Annotated in this window: 18 protein-coding genes; 7 read left to right on the forward strand and 11 right to left on the reverse strand. The window is 57.8% G+C overall.

What is annotated here, in order from left to right; translation table 11 throughout:
• The first annotated feature begins 92 nt into the window (after positions 1-92).
• Positions 93-968 carry a putrescine utilization regulator PtrR gene (gene ptrR / locus AFK62_RS09755; protein ID WP_053531875.1) on the forward strand — a complete coding sequence of 292 codons (876 nt, stop codon included), beginning with the start codon at positions 93-95 and terminating at the stop codon, positions 966-968.
• On the opposite strand, the gene AFK62_RS09760 is transcribed toward ptrR, so the two are convergent.
• Positions 925-1,401, reverse strand: coding sequence for a GNAT family N-acetyltransferase (locus tag AFK62_RS09760; RefSeq protein ID WP_007671320.1), 477 nt, complete (start codon positions 1,399-1,401; stop codon positions 925-927). The two genes, ptrR and AFK62_RS09760, sit on opposite strands and share 44 nt — an antisense overlap.
• Before the next feature lie 170 nt (positions 1,402-1,571).
• Here AFK62_RS09760 and AFK62_RS09765 point away from each other — a divergent pair, with 170 nt between their 5' ends.
• Entirely contained in the window at positions 1,572-2,516 is a 945-nt protein-coding gene (locus AFK62_RS09765) for an L-lactate dehydrogenase (RefSeq protein ID WP_007671322.1), read from the forward strand.
• Positions 2,517-2,551: 35 nt separating this feature from the next.
• On the opposite strand, the gene AFK62_RS09770 is transcribed toward AFK62_RS09765, so the two are convergent.
• Complete coding sequence (locus tag AFK62_RS09770; RefSeq protein ID WP_007671324.1) at positions 2,552-3,349, reverse strand: PhzF family phenazine biosynthesis protein; 798 nt, start codon at positions 3,347-3,349, stop codon at positions 2,552-2,554.
• Positions 3,350-3,559: 210 nt separating this feature from the next.
• Here AFK62_RS09770 and AFK62_RS09775 point away from each other — a divergent pair, with 210 nt between their 5' ends.
• The 4 genes from AFK62_RS09775 to marB all read left to right on the forward strand — a co-directional run bounded on the left by AFK62_RS09775 (position 3,560) and on the right by marB (position 6,113).
• On the forward strand, positions 3,560-4,759 hold the full coding sequence (locus AFK62_RS09775) for a sugar transporter (RefSeq protein ID WP_032984358.1): 1,200 nt from the start codon (positions 3,560-3,562) through the stop codon (positions 4,757-4,759).
• 245 nt (positions 4,760-5,004) lie between these two features.
• Complete coding sequence (gene marR / locus AFK62_RS09780) at positions 5,005-5,439, forward strand: multiple antibiotic resistance transcriptional regulator MarR (protein WP_007671335.1); 435 nt, start codon at positions 5,005-5,007, stop codon at positions 5,437-5,439.
• Positions 5,440-5,457: 18 nt separating this feature from the next.
• Positions 5,458-5,832, forward strand: coding sequence for an MDR efflux pump AcrAB transcriptional activator MarA (gene marA, locus AFK62_RS09785; protein WP_004384918.1), 375 nt, complete (start codon positions 5,458-5,460; stop codon positions 5,830-5,832).
• A gap of 68 nt (positions 5,833-5,900) precedes the next feature.
• The gene (marB, locus tag AFK62_RS09790) at positions 5,901-6,113 is read left to right on the forward strand and encodes a multiple antibiotic resistance protein MarB (protein ID WP_007671343.1); all 213 of its coding nucleotides are present in this window, start codon (positions 5,901-5,903) and stop codon (positions 6,111-6,113) included.
• A 29-nt stretch (positions 6,114-6,142) separates the two neighbouring features.
• On the opposite strand, the gene eamA is transcribed toward marB, so the two are convergent.
• Positions 6,143-7,039, reverse strand: coding sequence for an O-acetylserine/cysteine exporter (eamA, locus tag AFK62_RS09795; protein WP_007671346.1), 897 nt, complete (start codon positions 7,037-7,039; stop codon positions 6,143-6,145).
• A 207-nt stretch (positions 7,040-7,246) separates the two neighbouring features.
• Here eamA and ydeE point away from each other — a divergent pair, with 207 nt between their 5' ends.
• Positions 7,247-8,440: an efflux MFS transporter YdeE gene (ydeE, locus tag AFK62_RS09800; protein WP_007671349.1), complete on the forward strand. Its 1,194-nt coding sequence runs from the start codon at positions 7,247-7,249 to the stop codon at positions 8,438-8,440.
• Positions 8,441-8,487: 47 nt separating this feature from the next.
• Here ydeE and AFK62_RS09805 read toward each other — a convergent pair whose 3' ends face one another.
• The 8 genes from AFK62_RS09805 to AFK62_RS09840 form a co-directional block, all read right to left on the reverse strand.
• Positions 8,488-8,907, reverse strand: coding sequence for a hypothetical protein (locus tag AFK62_RS09805; RefSeq protein WP_226991896.1), 420 nt, complete (start codon positions 8,905-8,907; stop codon positions 8,488-8,490).
• Complete coding sequence (locus tag AFK62_RS09810; protein ID WP_032984359.1) at positions 8,904-9,695, reverse strand: hypothetical protein; 792 nt, start codon at positions 9,693-9,695, stop codon at positions 8,904-8,906. The genes AFK62_RS09805 and AFK62_RS09810 overlap by 4 nt, the downstream gene beginning before the upstream one ends.
• A gap of 145 nt (positions 9,696-9,840) precedes the next feature.
• A complete protein-coding gene (gene urtE / locus AFK62_RS09815; protein ID WP_007671357.1) occupies positions 9,841-10,539 on the reverse strand; it encodes an urea ABC transporter ATP-binding subunit UrtE in 699 nt (232 codons plus the stop codon).
• Positions 10,540-10,548: 9 nt separating this feature from the next.
• Positions 10,549-11,346: an urea ABC transporter ATP-binding protein UrtD gene (gene urtD / locus AFK62_RS09820; RefSeq protein WP_007671358.1), complete on the reverse strand. Its 798-nt coding sequence runs from the start codon at positions 11,344-11,346 to the stop codon at positions 10,549-10,551.
• A complete protein-coding gene (gene urtC / locus AFK62_RS09825) occupies positions 11,346-12,419 on the reverse strand; it encodes an urea ABC transporter permease subunit UrtC (protein ID WP_053531876.1) in 1,074 nt (357 codons plus the stop codon). The genes urtD and urtC overlap by 1 nt, the downstream gene beginning before the upstream one ends.
• A complete protein-coding gene (gene urtB, locus AFK62_RS09830; RefSeq protein ID WP_007671362.1) occupies positions 12,416-13,981 on the reverse strand; it encodes an urea ABC transporter permease subunit UrtB in 1,566 nt (521 codons plus the stop codon). Before urtB ends, urtC begins: the two co-directional genes overlap by 4 nt.
• Positions 13,982-14,132: 151 nt before the next feature.
• On the reverse strand, positions 14,133-15,404 hold the full coding sequence (urtA, locus tag AFK62_RS09835; RefSeq protein WP_007671364.1) for an urea ABC transporter substrate-binding protein: 1,272 nt from the start codon (positions 15,402-15,404) through the stop codon (positions 14,133-14,135).
• Positions 15,405-15,440: 36 nt separating this feature from the next.
• Positions 15,441-16,142: a GntR family transcriptional regulator gene (locus AFK62_RS09840; protein ID WP_007671366.1), complete on the reverse strand. Its 702-nt coding sequence runs from the start codon at positions 16,140-16,142 to the stop codon at positions 15,441-15,443.
• Positions 16,143-16,186 lie beyond the last annotated feature (44 nt).

The following is a 16,186-nucleotide window of genomic DNA, read 5'->3' on the forward strand; positions in this document are numbered from 1 at the left end:
ACACCGTCAAAACTATTGGCATAGCCTGGCCTGCTCTGGTATTTCTGAAAAGTGAATAATATTGACGATTCCATTCACCCGGAGAGAATGCAATGGATTTAACCCAGCTTGAAATGTTCAACGCCGTGGCCGACACCGGCAGTATCACCGCCGCCGCCCAGCGCGTGCACCGGGTGCCTTCGAACCTGACCACCCGCATCCGCCAGCTCGAAGAAGATTTAGGGGTGGATCTGTTTATCCGCGAAAACCAGCGTCTGAAGCTGGCGCCTGCGGGCCACAGTTTCCTTGCGTACAGCAAACGCATCCTGGCACTGGTGCAGGAGGCGCGCGAAGTGGTGTCCGGCGATGAGCCGCAGGGCATTTTCTCGCTCGGTTCACTTGAGAGTACCGCCGCGGTGCGCATCCCGGCTGTGCTGGCCGCCTTTAACCAGCGCTACCCGAAGATTCAGTTTGATCTGGCCACCGGCCCGTCCGGTACGATGATTGACGGCGTGCTGGCGGGTGAACTGAGCGCAGCGTTTGTTGACGGGCCGGTGCTGCATCCTAATCTTGAGGGGATGCCGGTTTATCAGGAAGAGATGATGCTGGTGGCGCACGCCGGACACCCGCCGGTGACCCGCGCGCAGACGATCAACGGCGCGAGCATTTACGCCTTTCGCGCGAATTGCTCGTACCGTCGACATTTTGAAAGCTGGTTTAAAGAAGATCAGGCGATGCCGGGCAAAATCCATGAGATGGAGTCGTACCACGGTATGCTGGCATGTGTGGTCGCTGGCGCCGGTGTGGCGATGATCCCACGCAGCATGCTGGAAAGTATGCCGGGGAGCCATCAGGTGCAGGCGTGGCCGCTTGCTGACAAATGGCGCTATATCGATACCTGGCTTATCTGGCGGCGCGGTGCGAAAACCCGCCAGCTGGAGGCGTTTAGCGCGCTTCTGCCGACATGTCCGACACCGGCTTTTGCATAAACAGGCTCAGCGGATCGGGCTGGTACGGCGCAAACGGCCCGGTGTGCGTATACCCACAGCGCGCGTAGAGTTTCACCGCCGCGTTCTGGTGGATGCCAGTTTCAAGCTGCAGCGTATGGCAGCCGCGTAAACGCGCGGCGGCTTCCAGTGCCGCCATCAGTTTTTCCCCGAGTTTCTGCCCGCGATGGCGCTCATCGATATACACCCGTTTAATTTCGCCAAACCCGTCACCAGTCAGCAGCACAGCGCCGCAGCCCACGGCGGTGCTGGCGTGGCGGATCAGCATAAAAATCAGCGTGTCGTCGGCAACCCCGGCGAGATCGACCAGATGGTTGCTCTCGGCGGGATACAGCGTGTTCTGGTAAGCATCAAGGGCAGCGATCAGCGCCCGGCTCTCGGCGCTGTCTGGCGACGCAAGCGTTATCTGATACATGGGTGCGCTCCTGTTTTTTGTTTTTATTAGCTTTACCGGCTCGTCCCGGCCGTGCAACCCCATGGTCAGAGGATTGTCTTATAGTGCACGTTTAAATCGTTCCGGGGGATTTCCGGGCACCGGGTTGTAGGGGTACTCTGTGCGCCAGAGGGTTAACAAGGAATGACGCCATGAACAACAAAGCACGAAAAGTGATGATTATCGGCGCAGGCAATGTCGGTACCGCCGCCGCCTGGGCGCTGCTGAACCAGAATATCGGTGAGGAGCTGATTCTGGTGGATCTGGACGCTGCCCGTGTGGAAGGCCACTGCCAGGATCTGCGCGACGCCGCCGCGTATATGCCGGGGATGGTAAAAATTTCCGCACGCCAGGCCCGCGACTGCGCCGATGTCGATATCGCGGTCATTACCGTCTCAGGTGGCGCGCTCAAACCGGGCCAGACGCGCCTTGACGAACTCACCAATACGGCGCGCATCGTCAACCAGATCGTGCCGCAAATGATGGCGGGCGGCTTCAACGGTATCTTTCTCGTGGCAACCAACCCGTGCGATATCATCACCTGGCAGGTGTGGAAACTCTCTGGCCTGCCGCGCAGCCAGGTTATTGGCACCGGCGTGTGGCTCGATACCACGCGCTTGCGCCGCACGCTCGCCGAAGCGCTCGATATTGGGCCGCAAAGCATTGATGCGTTTATCCTCGGCGAGCATGGCGACACCCAGTTTCCGGTCTGGTCGCACTCATCGGTCTACGGCTCGCCCGTAGCGCAGGTTTACGAACGCAAGACCGGCCAGCCGCTTGATACCGCCGCGCTGGCAGACCGGGTGCGTAAGTTAGGGTTTGAAATTTACGCGCGTAAAGGCTGTACCGAATACGGTATTGCCGGGACGATAGCCGAAATCTGTCGCAATATTTTTACCGGCAGCCACCGGGCGCTGGCGGTCTCCTGCATTCTGGACGGGGAATATGGCGTAGAAAACGTTGCCATCGGCGTACCGGCCGTGCTGGCGCAAAACGGCGTGCAGCAGATTATTGAACTGCAACTACAGGGCGATGAGCAGGCGAAGTTCCTGCATTCGGCAGCGGTGATTAAAGAGAATATTGCCCGCCTGCCCTGACCATGCGAAGGCGCCCGCAGCGGGCGCCGATACCATTAGCGCAACAACACCTGCCCGATAAGATAAGTCACTGCCTGCCCGCCAATAAACACCCGCTCTCCCTGCCATTCACAGCGCAATTCGCCGCCCCGCGCGGCTCCCTGATACGCCCGCATCTTCGTTTTACCGAGCTTTTCTCCCCAGTAAGGAATAAGCATGCTGTGCGCGGAGCCGGTGACCGGATCTTCTGCAACGCTTTCGCCGGGGCAAAAAACGCGGCTCACGAAATCATACGGGCCACCCGGCGTGCCGGGCGCCGTCACGCACACCGTTTTGCCGAGCGACAGCATGGCGTGTATGTCCGGCGTCAGTGCCTCCACCTGCGCCTGGCTTGCCAGCTCCACCAGATAGTCACGCCCGGCGCGCACCGCCACCGGTGTTGTAATGCCGAGCGCTGACAGTAACAGCGCGGGCGTCTCCACCGGCTGCGTCTGCCAGGCCGGGAAATTGAGCGTCAGCCAGTCGCCGCTGCGCGTCACGGTAAGATCACCCACAAACCGCGTCGAGAAACGGATGTCGCTGTGCGGATAATCGAGATGCTCGAAAATCACGTGCGCGGCGGCAAGCGTGGCGTGACCGCACAGGTTAATTTCATCGCACGTCGTGAACCAGCGCAGTTCAAAGCCCTCATCGGTGCGCACGAAAAACGCGGTCTCCGACTGGTTATGCTGCTTCGCCATCGCAAGCAGCGTCTCATCCGGCAGCCATTCGATTAACGGACACACGGCGGCAGCATTGCCGCCGAAGGTGTTATCAGCAAACGCATCCACCAAATAAAAATCAATTGATTGCATAGCTACTCCCGCCCTGATTACTGAAGTCACCGTGTTTAACACCCTATCACGGCAGAGAAAACACCGCGCGAGGCGCGCCTTTTTGCCGCTCCGTTTGTTTCATAACAAGCGCAAAATGAGATTTACGTCACAAAATGGTTGTATCCGGCCCGGCGATGGTTTTAAGATCGCTTGCTTCTTATTCACTTCTGACCAGCGCGAATCTTTTTTATGACGATGAATACAGTCTCTCGCAAAACAGCGTGGCTGCGGGTAGTTACGCTTGCGGTCGCGGCATTTATCTTTAACACCACCGAGTTTGTGCCGGTGGGGTTGCTCTCCGATATTGCCGCGAGTTTCCAGATGGAATCCGCACAGGCGGGCATCATGCTGACGATTTATGCCTGGGTGGTGGCTTTGATGTCGCTGCCGTTTATGCTGCTGACAAGTCAGGTGGAGCGCCGCAAGCTCCTGATTGCGCTGTTTGTGGTGTTCATCGCAAGCCATATGCTGTCGTTTATGGCCTGGAGCTTCGACGTGCTGGTGATTAGCCGTATCGGCATCGCCTTTGCCCACGCCATTTTCTGGTCGATTACCGCGTCGCTGGCCATCCGTCTGGCGCCGCCCGGCAAACGCGCCCAGGCGCTGAGCCTGATTGCGACCGGCACGGCGCTCGCCTCCGTTCTGGGTCTGCCCATCGGGCGCATCGTCGGGCAATATTTCGGCTGGCGCACCACCTTTTTCGCCATCGGCATTGGCGCGCTGATTACGCTCGCCTGCCTGGTGAAACTGCTGCCGAAAATCCCAAGCGAACACTCCGGCTCGCTGTCGAGTTTGCCGGCCCTGTTCCGCCGTCCGGCGCTGTTGTGCATTTATATTCTGACGGCTGTTGTGGTGACCGCGCACTTCACCGCCTACAGCTATATTGAGCCGTTTGTGCAGAATGTCGCGGGCTTAAGCGAGAACTTCGCCACGTTCCTGCTGCTGGTACTCGGCACGGCCGGGATTATCGGTAGCGTGATTTTCGGCAAGCTTGGTAACCTGCACGCCTCCGGGCTTATCAGCAGCGCCATTGGCGTGCTGGTCATCTGCCTGCTGCTGCTGCTGCCTGCCTCGCACAGTACGATGAACCTCACGCTGCTCTGCGCCTTCTGGGGCATTGCGATTATGCTCATCGGTCTTGGGATGCAGGTGAAAGTACTGGCGCTGGCACCGGACGCCACCGATGTGGCGATGTCGCTCTTCTCCGGCATTTTTAATATCGGTATCGGCGCAGGGGCACTTGTCGGCAACCAGGTCAGCTTGCAAATGTCTATGTCGTCCATCGGCTATATGGGTGCCATCCCGGCGCTTGCCGCGTTTATCTGGGCGATTGTGATTTTCCGCCGATGGCCGGTACAGCTTCCCGACGAACAGCCGCACCACAGTTAAGTATGACGCCGCCGATTCAGGCGGCGTTTTTATTTCCTGGCACCGGTTTTACGCGCTTCACGTTACGGTTTCCCTTCCTTAAAAGGCAGTGACTATCGCACTGATAGCCAAAGCTTCACCTTTGATTCTGAAGGATTTTTGTCACGTTTTAGCAGTTCGTGTGATCTCAAAAATCATTCGGTTGACTTATGCTTGCCTGGGCAATAATATCTCGCGTGACTAATCTACTTGCCTGGGCAAATATTTTGGAAAATAACAGCGATCTGTTTAACGACATTATTCCTTTAGGACGACTGATTCATTTGGTGAATCAGAAAAAGGATCGCCTGCTCAACGAGTATCTCGCTCCGCTTGATATCACCGCCGCGCAGTTTAAGGTGCTTTGCTCCATTCGCTGCCCCGGTCGTATCGCACCAGGGGAGCTTAAAAAGGTGCTCTCGGTAGATTTGGGCGCTCTGACGCGCATGCTTGACCGTCTGGTCTGTAAGGGGTGGATAGCACGGCTGCCCAACCCGAACGACAAACGCGGCATATTGATTGAACTCACGGAAGAAGGCGCGGCGCTGTGTGAACAGTGTCATCAGCTGGTAGGACAAAACCTGCATCAAGAACTAACAAAAAATCTGACGGCAGACGAAGTGGCGACCCTCGAATACCTGCTTAAAAGGGTGCTGCCGTAACAGCAAAGAGGTAAAACGATGTCCAGACGCAATAATGATGCCATTACTATTCATAGCATTTTGGACTGGATTGAAGATAACCTGGAATCTCCCCTTTCCCTCGAGAAAGTGTCGGCACGTTCCGGTTACTCAAAATGGCACCTGCAACGTATGTTCAAAAAAGAGACCGGCCATTCGCTGGGGCAGTATATCCGCAACCGGAAACTGACCGAGATAGCCCTGAAGCTCAAAGAGAGTGACGAGCCTATTCTCTATCTGGCCGAGCGTTATGGGTTTGAATCCCAACAGACGCTGACCCGTACGTTCAAGAACTATTTCTCCGTGCCGCCGCATAAATATCGTGTGACGCGGATGCCGGGCGAAGGCAAATACCTTCACCCGCTGAATCACTGAGCCGTAAAAAACGCCGACGGCGGCACTCCGCCGTTACCTTTCTCCTGCGGGAGATAACCGAGGACATTATGAAATCCGTAACTTGCGCCGCTGCGCTCATTCTGGCACTGACCTCCGGCTCTGCGCTGGCAGGCAGCCCGAAAACGGCGCGTTGTGCCAGCGATCACAGTACAATGACGGTGCCGATTGAGCATCACGAATCGCTGGATCTCAGCCACCGTAGAGCGGGCAGCGATAAATCGGACGAGCTGGGCGTACCGTACTACAACCAGTCGCTGTAAATAAAAAACCGGGCATAAGCCCGGTTTTTTTATGCCCGGCTCACGGCCCGTCGTATCCGCCAGCCAAAAACATTGATATACAGCCCCGCCATCACCAGCAACGCCCCGACAATCTGCAACAGCGAGAGCCGCTCATTAAGCAGCAGCGCGGCGCTGGCAAGCCCCACCACCGGCACCAGCAGCGAGAGCGGCGCCACGCGCCAGGTTTCATAACGACCAAGCAATGTCCCCCAGATGCCGTAGCCGAGAATGGTCGCGACAAACGCCAGATAAACCAGCGATAACACTGTGACGCTGTCGATAGCCACCAGACTCTGGATGACCGTCTGCGCGCCATCAAAAAAGAGGCTGGCCGCGAAAAACGGCAGAACGGGGATCAGGGCGCTCCACACCACCAGCGACATCACGGCAGGCGGCGTCTCAAGCTGCATGATTTTTTTATTAAAGATATTGCCGCACGCCCAGCTCAGCGCCGCGGCGAGCGTCAGCAGAAAACCGATCAGCGCGACATGCTGACCATTAAGACTCCCCTCAATGAGCACCAGCATTCCGACGATAGCAAGCGCAATGCCGGTCAGCTGTTTGGCCTGTAACCGCTCACGAAACGCAAACACGCCAAGCACAATCGTAAAAAACGCCTGCGCCTGCAGCACCAGTGAGGCGAGCCCTGCGGGCATACCAAACTTAATGGCGCTGAAGAGAAAGGCGAACTGCCCGAAGCTTATCGTCAGCCCATAGCCAAGCAGCAGGCGCAAAGGCACTTTAGGGCGCGCCACAAACAGCAGCGCGGGAAAAGCGACGAGCAAAAACCGCAGCCCTGCCAGCAACAGCGGCGGCATGGCGTGCAGTCCGACTTTGATCACGACAAAATTCACACCCCAGGCCAGCACCACCAGTAGTGCCAGCAGCCCGTCTTTGCGCGTCATCCTCTGCCCCTGTCAATTATTAAAATTATGTTAATACCTCACCATACCGGAATCTTCCGATGAGAGACAGATCACTAATTTATGGGGGGAAAGTAAAGCACCTCTTAACACGTTTGAGGGTGTACAGCGCCCCGAGTGCATGTTATTGCTTAAAAAGAGGCCTGAATCAGGTTATCGCTCCCGCTCACTCTCTAAAAAGATAAGAAAATGTTATCAAAGAAAACGCGTTCCACCGCCGCGCTGCTGGGCTCGTCGTTATTACTGACTATCGGTCGCGGTGCCACCCTGCCGTTTATGGCGATTTACCTTGCGAAGCGATTCGCAATGTCGGTCGATGAAATCGGCATCGCGCTCACCAGCGCCATGACTGCAGGCGTGTTTTTCAGTCTGGCCTTTAGCGTGTTCGCGGACCGCTTCGATAAAAAGCGCTATATGCTTATCGCCATTGCGGTATTCGTGGCGGGTTTTATTGCGATTCCGCTTACCCATAATGCCCTGCTGGTTATCCTCTTTTTCGCCATCATTAACTGCGCGTACTCCGTGTTTTCTACCGTGCTGAAAAGCTATTTCGCCGATACGCTGGGTGTTGCGGCCAAAGCGCGTATTTTTTCGCTTAACTATACCTTTCTGAATATCGGCTGGACGGTCGGCCCGCCTGTTGGCACGCTGCTGATGGTCTATGGCCTGAATATGCCGTTCTGGCTCTCGGCGGTGACGTCCGCCATCACGTTTATGGTGATAACCGTGTTCGTGCAGCGTGTTGCGCCCGCGCACCCGCACGCGGATTCGCCCGCAGGCCCGCCGCCGCTGTCGCTGCTGTGGCGCGACCCGCGCCTGCTGTGGTTTACCGGCTCGGCGTTTCTCGGCTCGCTGGTGGCAGGCTCTTTTGCCATCTGCATCTCGCAATATGTGCTCACCTTTTCCGACAGCGCGCTGGCGCAGCAGATTGTCGCGGTTGTGCTGCCGGTGAACGCCATACTGGTCGTAACGCTGCAATATCTGGTCGGGAAAAACCTGCGCGCCGATAACCTGAGCCGCCTGATGCTCTTTGGCACCGTGTGCTTTATTCTCGGCCTCGGTGGTTTCCTGATGGCAGGCACGCATCTCTGGATATGGGGCGCGGCGGCGGCCGTATTCACACTGGGCGAAATCATCTATGCGCCTGGCGAATATATGCTTATCGATAATATTGCCCCGCCGGGCCTGAAAGCGGGTTACTTCTCCGTGCAGTCGCTCGGCTGGCTGGGCGCGGCGTTTAACCCGATGTACAGCGGCTTTATGTTAACGACGCTGCCGTCGTGGTCACTCTTCGCCTCGCTGATGGTCTTCGCGGCCATAGCTTATCTGATGATGTATAAAGGCATGCGCGTGAAAGCCGTTGGGGTGATGCAGCCGGGCTAAGTGGGGTGCGGGTCGGGAGGATATCCCGCCCGCGCTATGTAGACGGTTTATAAAGGAGAAAGGCTGAAGCGCTGCGCGATCCTGCGATAGACCGCGTACTTTATAAAAAACATCACCAGACAACCGGTAAGCCAGTAGAGGCTTAGCAGAACGCAGAGCGTGAAATGTGTTGAGCCTCCGAAACCAAACAGAACGCCCGGTATTAAAAGCACCAGCAAATAATGTGCTTTTATTAATCGAAGCGGTAAAAGCGCCATCAAAATAAAGGTCGGCAACATGCCGTACCACAGCGCCCGATTCAGCGCGATAATCACGCCAACGCCATAACGGCCAAAAGCCTCACGATAAAAATAATGATACCCCGCGTCGTGCAGTATAAGCACACATAACATCGGGGCGAATACCATTGCAGGTCGACAAACTACCTCACAGAAAAATCGCCTGAAATCCTTATCCATGCCTGTCATCCCTTTTTCCCGAAGCGTAACCATTCCTCGGCGGTAATGTTATTTGAAATCGATTCGCTGCTTACAGGCCACTTATTTTCATACACCTGTACACGCGGATAATCCTGATCGTTAGTGACCACGCGATACGTAAACCTTTTACTGGCATACAACGCGCCGCGCAGGACAAAAAAATTATCATAGGTGTCAGAATCATCGTAAGCACTTGTAAATGTGCCGTCTGCCCATCGTTTCCCAGTTTCCAGCGTCTGCTCAATAGAGTGTGTAGCCCTATAAGTATCAACGGCAAATGGGATCTGTCCAATAGCGTCTGCCCAGTAGGGCTTGCCATCAATCATCACAAGCAGGTAACCGTCGGCACCAGCGGGGTTGGCTTTCCAGTCTCCGGGCATTCCCGAGGCGAATGAGAAGGAAGGGCGGTCTGTTTCAGCAAAATCAATAATGTCTTGCCAGCTGAAATGCTTGTAGGCGCTCTGAATCTCAGGTGCATTATTTATATAAACGAGGCGATGAAAATTTTCTGCCAGCGGCTCAAACCACTGCCAGGCATATCGATCGTATAAAGATTGAGCTGTAATAATTTCAAAAGTATCATTTTTGTTTAACTCCAGTGCAAATAATATATCGCCATTCGCACGAGTAATAATTTTGCAGGAAGGAATGTAAACCGTTTCGACGTAACATTCTGCCACAGGACGAGTATATGAATAATGCACCAGATGCGTTATGCCATTCTCTGTCTGGAACTGATATGCGCCTCCATTTATGATGTGCTCAGACTTTTTCATTGCGTTTCCTTTTGCAGTGATAGTGTCATGCACTCTACGCTGTTCGCTACGCACAATAAGAAACGAGGGGGTTTTTATCAGATAATATTTAACCCGTAATGATGTACCAAAAAAGGCCAGCATCCTGCCAGCCCTGAGCCCCGCGCTAAATCGCCACCAGCCCTCTTACGCCCTCGGCCTCCATATCCGCGCCGCGCCCGCGCTGAATAACCGTACCTCGCGACATCACCAGGTAGTTATCAGCAAGCCCTGCGGCGAAATCGTAAAACTGCTCTACCAGCAGAATGGCCATATCGCCGCGCGCCGCCAGTTCACGGATAACCGCTCCTATCTCTTTAATGACCGACGGCTGAATGCCTTCGGTGGGTTCGTCCAGGATCAACAATTGCGGGCGGCTCGCCAGCGCCCGCCCGATAGCGAGCTGCTGTTGCTGCCCGCCCGAGAGATCCCCGCCGCGCCGCTGGCGCATCGATTTCAGCACCGGAAACAGCGTATAGATCTCCTCCGGCACCCGCTTTGCCTGGGCGCCGTGAAAGCGCGACAGCCCCATCAGCAGATTTTCTTCCACCGTCAGGCGCGGGAAAATCTCACGCCCCTGCGGCACATAGGCGATCCCCGCCCCGACACGCTGGTGCGGTTTATCCCGCGTAATCACGTTGCCCTTCCAGGTCACCGAGCCGGAACGCGCCGGAATCAGCCCCATCAGACATTTAAGCAGCGTACTTTTGCCCACCCCGTTGCGCCCAAGCAAACACGTCACTTCGCCGGTGCGCGCCTCAAGCGAGACGCCACGTAGAATATGGCTGCCGCCGTAATATTGATTCAGTTCATGCACTTCTAACATGGCGGCTCCTTAGCGTCCCAGATAGACCTCAATCACCTGCTCGTTCGCCTGCACTTCAGCAAGCGAGCCTTCAGCCAGCACCTGGCCCTGATGCAAAACCGTGACTTTATCGGCGATGGTTTCCACAAAACCCATGTCGTGCTCCACCACCATCAGCGAATGCTTGCCGGCAAGCGCCCGAAACAGCTCGGCGGAGTATTCGGTTTCAGCGTCGGTCATTCCCGCCGCTGGCTCATCAAGCAGCAGCAGATGGGGCTCCTGCATCAGCAACATGCCGATTTCAAGAAACTGCTTTTGCCCGTGCGACAGCGCGCCCGCCGGGCGGCGACGCTCGCTGGAAAGCCGCAGCGTTGACAGCATCTCGTCGATGCGATCCCGCTGTTCGCCGCTTAGCCGCGCACGCAGCGTGCCGCGCACCGTTTTATCGCTCTTTTGCGCCAGTTCCAGATTCTCGAACACGGTCAGCGCCTCAAACACGGTTGGTTTCTGGAATTTTCGCCCGATACCGCGCCGTGCGATATCCACCGGATCAAGGCGCGTCAGGTCAGTCTCCTGATCGTAAATCGCCCTGCCGCTCTGGGGCCGCGTCTTACCTGTTATCACATCCATGAGCGTCGTTTTCCCGGCGCCGTTCGGGCCGATAATGCAGCGCAGCTCACCAACACCGATGGCAAGCGTCAAATCGGTTAACGCTTTAAAACCGTCAAAGCTGACGTTGATATTATCGAGTTGCAGTACCGGATCGGTCTGCGCGCGGAAACGGTCGGTCTCATACTGGCGGGTGTAGAGCGTATCGTGGGTATGCATTATTTCTCTCCCCGGCGCAGAAGCCCCGCGATACCGCGCGGCAAAAACAGGGTAATGACGATAAAAATCAGCCCCAGAAAAAGCTGCCAGTATTCCGGCATCACGACGGTGAAGAGGCTTTTCGCGCCGTTCACCAGCAGCGCGCCAAATACCGGCCCCACCAGCGTGCCGCGCCCGCCGAGCGCCACCCAGATAGCCGCCTCAATGGAGTTGGTCGGCGACATTTCGCCGGGGTTAATAATGCCCACCTGCGGTACATAGAGCGCCCCCGCCAGCCCGCACATCACCGCCGACAGCGTCCAGACCAAAAGCTTGAACCCGCGCGGGTCGTAGCCGCAAAACATCAGGCGGCTTTCAGCGTCGCGTACCGCCGTCAGCACCCGGCCAAACTTGCTGCGCGCAAGCCAGAACCCGACCGCGAGGCAGGCCAGCAGCAGCGCGAGCGTGGCGATAAACAGCGCAATCCGCGTGCCGGTATGAGTGAGCGAAAACCCAAGCAGCGTAGTAAAGCCAGTAAACCCATTGTTGCCGCCAAAGCCGGTTTCGTTGCGAAAAAAGAGCAGCATGCCCGCGAACGTCAGCGCCTGGGTAATGATGGAGAAATAGACGCCCTTAATTTTCGAGCGGAAGGCGAAAAACCCGAACACCAGCGCCAGCAGCCCCGGCACCAGCACCACTAACAGCAGCGCCCAGAGAAAATGCGAGGTGCCCCACCAGTACCACGGCAGCTCGCTCCAGGAGAGAAACGACATAAACGCGGGCAGCCCGTCACCCGCAGCCTGGCGCATCAGGTACATGCCCATCGCATAACCGCCGAGCGCGAAGAAGATCCCATGGCCGAGCGACAGTAACCCGGCATATCCCCAGACCAGATCCAGCGCCACGGCGACAATCGCGTAGCAGAGAATTTTGCCCATCAGCGTCAGCGTCCAGGTCGAGACCGCCAGCGGGTGGCTTGCGGGCAAAAGCGTCAGAAACGGCAGCGCAAACAGCGCCGCCAGCGCGAGGCCGCCCGCTATAAGGCTCAGGCGCGGCGCTTTCTGAACCAGCGTTAAGGTCATCGGCTGCGTCATTCCACGGCCCTCCCTTTGAGTGCGAACAGCCCCTGCGGGCGTTTCTGGATAAACAGGATAACCATCACCAGGATGGCGATTTTGCCCAGCACCGCGCCCACCTGCGGCTCAAGAATTTTATTAAAGATGCCAAGCCCGAACGCCGCCGCGACGCTGCCTGCCAGCTGACCGACGCCGCCCAGCACCACCACCAGGAACGAGTCGATGATATAGCCCTGGCCCAGTTCCGGCCCGACGTTACCAAGCTGGGACAGCGCGACGCCGCCAAGGCCCGCGATACCCGAACCAAGCCCGAACGCGAGCATATCGACGCGCCCGGTCGGCACGCCGCAGCAGGCCGCCATCGCGCGGTTTTGCGTCACCGCCCGCACGTTCATGCCAAGCCGCGTCTTGTTAAGCACAAGCCAGGTGAAAAACAGCACCAGCAGCACAAACCCCATCACCACCAGCCGGTTCCACGGCAGGATCAGGTTAGGTAAAACCTGAATGCCCCCTGAGAGCCACGCCGGGTTGGCCACCTCAACGTTCTGTGCGCCGAACGCCATTCGCACCAGCTGAATGAGCATCAGGCTGATGCCCCAGGTGGCGAGCAGCGTTTCCAGCGGGCGTCCGTAGAGATGGCGAATGATCGTGCGCTCAAGCACCATCCCGGCGCAGGCGGTCACCAGAAACGCGACCGGCAGCGCCAGCAACGGATAAAACGCGAGCCACTGCGGTGCCAGCGCGGCCAGCGCGTTTTGCACGCACCAGGTGGCGTACGCACCGAGCATCAACATTTCGCCATGCGCCATGTTGATGACGCCAAGCAGGCCATAGGTAATCGCAAGGCCGAGCGCGGCGAGCAGCAGAATCGATCCGAGCGATAACCCCATAAACGCCTGGCCGAGCAGGTCGCCCACCAGCAGGCGATGGTCGATGGCACGCAGGCTTGCGGCGGCGGCCTCACGTACTCGCCCGTCAGGCTCGTTTGCCGCCTCGGCAAAGGGCTGAAGCCGGGCGCGGGTTTGCGGGTCGCCCGACTCACCAAGCCGCGTGACGGCCTGCAGGCGTAGCGCGGCATCCGGGCTTGCAAGCTGGAGCGTGGCAAGCGCGGTGGCGAGCGCCTCGCGCACGTCGTTTTCCTTTTCAACCTCAAGGCGCTGCGCCAGCAAAGCCGCCATTTCCGGGTCGCCATCACGTTGCAGCGCGCGGGCAGCATTGAGCCTTTCCGTGACGTTGTCACTCACCAGGCGGTGGGTCGCCAGCGCTGCCGCGGCGAGGTTTCGCAGGCGGTTCGTCAGGCGCAACGGTTTCAGTGCGCCTTCGGGCTCGGTGGCGCGGCCAAGCGGCGTTACGCCGTCGGCATGCTGTGCGAACGGGTGTTTTTGCGCATCCACCATGAGGTTTTCCTGATGAAGCGAGACCAGCAGCGGTAAACGCGCAGGATCCGGCGCTGTCGCCCAGGTTTGCAGCAGCGTGGCCTGCTGGCTGCGGCTGGCCGCTGCGAAATCATCGGCATCGGCCGCGTGGGCGAGCCACGGCAGCAGCAAGGCGGCAATCATCAGCCAGCGAAATAATGTCATGGTTATCTCCTTTGAACCGTTATGGCCTCAGGGCGTGGGTCAGCGCCCTGCACAGCAGGTGACGCTGCCCTTGGCCTGCCCTGCGTTCTACGCCGACCGGCTCCCTCTCCCCAGCGGGAGAGGGTCAGGGGCGCTTCGCTCACGCGGGTGCTTAATTGCTCGCGGTTTTCACCGGCGCGTCGGCTTTTTTATCGTTACCGGCGATATACGGGCTCCACGGCTGGGCACGAACGGGGGCGTCGGTCTGCCACACCACGTTGAACTGGCCGTTACCTTCGATTTCGCCAATCATTACCGGCTTGTGCAGATGGTGGTTGGTGTTATCCATCGTCAGCGTAAAACCGGACGGCGCGTTAAAAGATTGCCCTGCCATCGCCTCGCGCACTTTGTCGACATCCGTGGTGCCCGCCTTCTCCACCGCCTGTGCCCACATATGGATACCCACATACGTTGCCTCCATCGGGTCGTTAGTCACGACGGTGCCCGCATTCGGCAGATTGTGCGCTTTGGCATACGCACGGTAATCAGCCACAAATTTCTTGTTTTCCGGGTTATCCACCGATTCGAAGTAGTTCCACGCCGCCAGGTTACCGACCAGCGGTTTCGCATCGATACCGCGCAGTTCCTCTTCACCGACCGAGAACGCCACCACAGGAACGTCGGTCGCCTTCAGGCCCTGGTTTGCCAGCTCTTTGTAAAACGGCACGTTGGAATCGCCGTTGATGGTCGAAACCACCGCTGTTTTACCGCCCGCGGAGAATTTTTTTATCCTGGCGACGATGGTCTGGTAGTCGCTGTAGCCAAACGGCGTATAGACCTCTTCGATATCTTTATCCTGCACGCCTTTCGAATACAGGAAGGCGCGCAAAATTTTATTGGTGGTACGCGGGTAGACATAATCGGTGCCGAGCAGGAAGAAGCGCTTCGCCTCGCCGCCGTCTTCGCTCATCAGGTATTCCACCGCCGGGATCGCCTGCTGGTTAGGCGCCGCCCCGGTATAGAAAACATTCGGTGACATCTCTTCACCTTCGTATTGCACCGGGTAGAACAGCAGGCCGTTAAGCTCCTCAAAAACCGGCAGCACTGATTTGCGCGACACCGACGTCCAGCAACCGAAGACCGCCGCGACCTTGTCCTGGCTCAGCAACTGCCGGGCTTTTTCCGCAAACAGCGGCCAGTTGGAGGCCGGGTCGACCACCACCGGTTCGAGTTTTTTGCCAAGTACCCCGCCATGGGCGTTGATCTCGTCAATAGTCATCAGCGCCACGTCTTTAAGGGGCGTTTCGGAAATCGCCATCGTGCCGGAGAGCGAGTGCATGATGCCCACTTTAATGGTGTCGGCGGCCTGGGCGCTGAAGGCAAACCCCATGCTGATGACCGACGCGGAAAGGGCGAACGCTTTTAACAAGGTACGACGATGCATAACTTCACTCCTGTGTGTTAAGGGCTGTGTGTAGAATTAATCTCGTGTCTCCCGCCGTGCCTGTTGCAGGGCGTGGAGCGTTATCTTGCGAACCTCTTTCTGGCTTTGGGCAATGTGGTCGTGCAGTCGGGTCCGGGCCTCCTCTGTGTGTCGTTCAAGGATGGCGAGCAGGATCTGGCCGTGCTCGGCATAGGTGGCACTGATGCGTGACGGCTCGGTAAAATCCATGCGCCGCACGATGCGAATTTTCTCCGTGACGTCACGGTGTACCCGCGCCATCTCTGGATTGCCCGCTGCCCCGACGAGTGTCATATGAAACGCCTCGTCAAAGGGCGCGACATCTACACCCGCACCGAGCGGCGCCGGGTCAATCCAGAAGGCGCGAAGCTCTTGCAGCGGCAGCGGCGTAACGTGCGCCGGGAGTGCGCAAAGCCGCGTTACCGCCTCGGTTTCAAGTACCACGCGAAGATCGTAGAGCGCTTCAAGGTGGTCGAAATCGATGGGCCTGACCTGCCAGCCACTGCGCGGCTGCACGTCGAGATAGCCTTCCTGCGCCAGCTGGTGCAGCGCCTGACGCACCGGCGTACGGCTCGCCCCCATACGCGCCGCGATATCGTTTTCACTAAAGCGATCCCCGGGCAGCAGGTGGAAATCGAAAATCTCCTGCTTCAGTAGCCGGTAGATGCGATAGCCCTGGGCTTCCGGGCGTGGCGCCCGGCGTCCTGCTGTTAATGGCATAGCGACTCCTTCTGTGTGCCCTGTGCCCGGCGGGTGCGCCACCC

It is taken from the genome of Cronobacter condimenti 1330, assembly GCF_001277255.1.
GTDB lineage: Bacteria > Pseudomonadota > Gammaproteobacteria > Enterobacterales > Enterobacteriaceae > Cronobacter > Cronobacter condimenti.